General features: G+C 68.2%; 2 protein-coding genes and 1 riboswitch. Both genes read left to right on the plus strand.

Features of this window, described 5'->3' with window-relative positions:
- Window positions 1-970, plus strand: a 970-nt coding sequence (locus tag VJ655_RS06390; RefSeq protein ID WP_324110231.1) for a nitronate monooxygenase family protein, incomplete at its 5' end; no start/stop codon positions are given.
- A 91-nt stretch (window positions 971-1,061) separates the two neighbouring features.
- Window positions 1,062-1,799, plus strand: a complete 738-nt coding sequence (locus VJ655_RS06395; protein ID WP_324110232.1) for a DUF2793 domain-containing protein — start codon at window positions 1,062-1,064, stop codon at window positions 1,797-1,799.
- A gap of 139 nt (window positions 1,800-1,938) precedes the next feature.
- Window positions 1,939-2,050, plus strand: a riboswitch (yybP-ykoY riboswitch).
- The last annotated feature ends 25 nt before the right edge of the window (window positions 2,051-2,075 follow it).

Below are 2,075 nucleotides of genomic sequence, written 5' to 3' on the forward strand. Positions count from 1 at the left end.
TCCGGTCATCGCCTCGCCGCTGTTCATCATCAGCAACCCCGATCTGGTGATCGCGCAGTGCAAGGCGGGCATCGTCGGTTCGTTTCCCTCGCTGAACGCCCGTCCGCTGTCGCAGCTGGACGAGTGGCTGGCCCGCATCACCGAGGAGTTGGCCGCTTACGACAAGGCCAATCCCGACGCGCCCTCGGCCCCCTTCGCCGTCAATCAGATCGTCCACAAGACCAACAACCGGCTCGAGGACGACATCGCCATGTGCGTGAAGTACAAGGTGCCGGTGGTCATCACCTCGCTGGGGGCCCGCGAGGACCTGAACCAGGCGATCCACTCCTATGGCGGGATCACCCTGCACGACGTCATCACCGACCGCTTCGCCCGCAAGGCGATCGAGAAGGGCGCCGACGGCCTGATCCCGGTCGCGGCGGGCGCGGGCGGACACGCCGGCACGCTGTCGCCGTTCGCCCTGATCCAGGAAATCCGCCAGTGGTTCGACGGACCAGTGGCCTTGTCGGGCTCGATCGCCTGCGGGCGCTCGATCCTGGCCGCCCAGGCCATGGGCGCCGATCTCGCCTATATCGGCTCGGCTTTCATCGCCACCGAGGAGGCCAATGCGATCGAGGGCTACAAGCGAGCCATCGTCGAGGGACAGGCCGAAGGCATCGTCTATTCGAACCTGTTCACTGGCGTGCACGGCAACTATCTGCGCGCCTCGATCGTCGCCGCGGGTCTCGACCCCGACAACCTGCCGCAGAGCGATCCGTCCAAAATGAGCTTTGGCTCGGGCGGCAACCAGGAAGCCAAGGCCTGGCGCGACATCTGGGGCTCGGGCCAGGGTATCGGCGCCATCAAGGAGGTGCTGCCCGCCGCCGAACTCATCGCGCGTTTCGCGCAGGAGTACGAGCAAGCCAAGGCCGAACTGGCCGCCAAAACGGCGCTTACCGCCGGACATCACTTGGCTTTCGCCGCCGAATAGACGGGCGGTTCACGGGGACGGAGACCCTTCCGTCCCCGCTGCTGGCGGCGGCGTGATGCTGGGAGCGTGATCCATCCGCTCCGGAGCCCTCATGTTCGACGACGTCACGCCCCGCCTCGGCCTGCCCTATGTGGTCGCCGCCCAGGCTCAGAAGCATATTCCCATCAACGAGAGCCTGGCCCGGCTGGACGGTCTGGTGCAGTTGGCCGTCGAGAGCCGCGTTGTCGGGCTCCAGCCGGCCAGCCCCGTCGCCGGCGGCGTCTGGATCCTGCCGGCCGGCGCCAGCGGCGCGGCCTGGACCGGCCAGGCGGTCGGAACCCTGATGCGGTTCGAGGCCGGCGCCTGGGAGGCGCTCACACCGGCCGAGGGCGTCCTGGCCTGGGTCAAGGACGAGAACCAGATGGTCGCGTTCGACGGCGTCGCCTGGACGCCGCTGTCGGCCACGTTCCGCAGCCTAACCGCCGCCGCCTCGCCGAACCTCGCCAACACGCGGCTGGAGATCCTGGAGCAGGAGGTGACCGTCACCGGCGCGTCGACCGCCACCAGCATCGTCATCCCCAATCGCGCGATCGTGCTGGCGGTCTCGACCCGGACCACCGCCGCGATCACCGGCGCGGCGTCCTACAACTGCGGCGTCGCCGGCGAGGCCAGCAAGTTCGGCGGCTCGCTGGGCGTGGCCAAGAATTCCAGCAACATCGGGGTCGTGGGGCCGACGGCCTATTACGCCGACACGCCGGTGGTGCTGACGGCGGTGGGCGGCAGCTTCGTCGCCGGCAAGGTGCGGGTGGCGATCCACCTGATGCGCTTTGACGCGCCCCAATCCGTCTGATCCCTCCCCCTTGATGGGGGGGTAGGGTGGGGGTGATCTACGACCTGTGTGGCTGAACCGCCGCATCACCCCCATCCCCCGACCCTTCCCCCATCAAGGGGGAAGGGAGATTGACCTAGGGGCCCTCAGTCGCTACACGCCGCCTCACCTTTGGGGAGTAGCCGCCCGCGCCTATCAGCGGGCCCCGCCGTCAACATACTTGGTCCTTCGGATCATGGCGCGGGGAAGGGAAGCGGACCTGACGCTTCCTTGGCGAGACCAATGGCGCCGATCTCC

Source organism: Caulobacter sp. (assembly GCF_035254145.1).
Classification (GTDB): Bacteria; Pseudomonadota; Alphaproteobacteria; order Caulobacterales; family Caulobacteraceae; genus Caulobacter.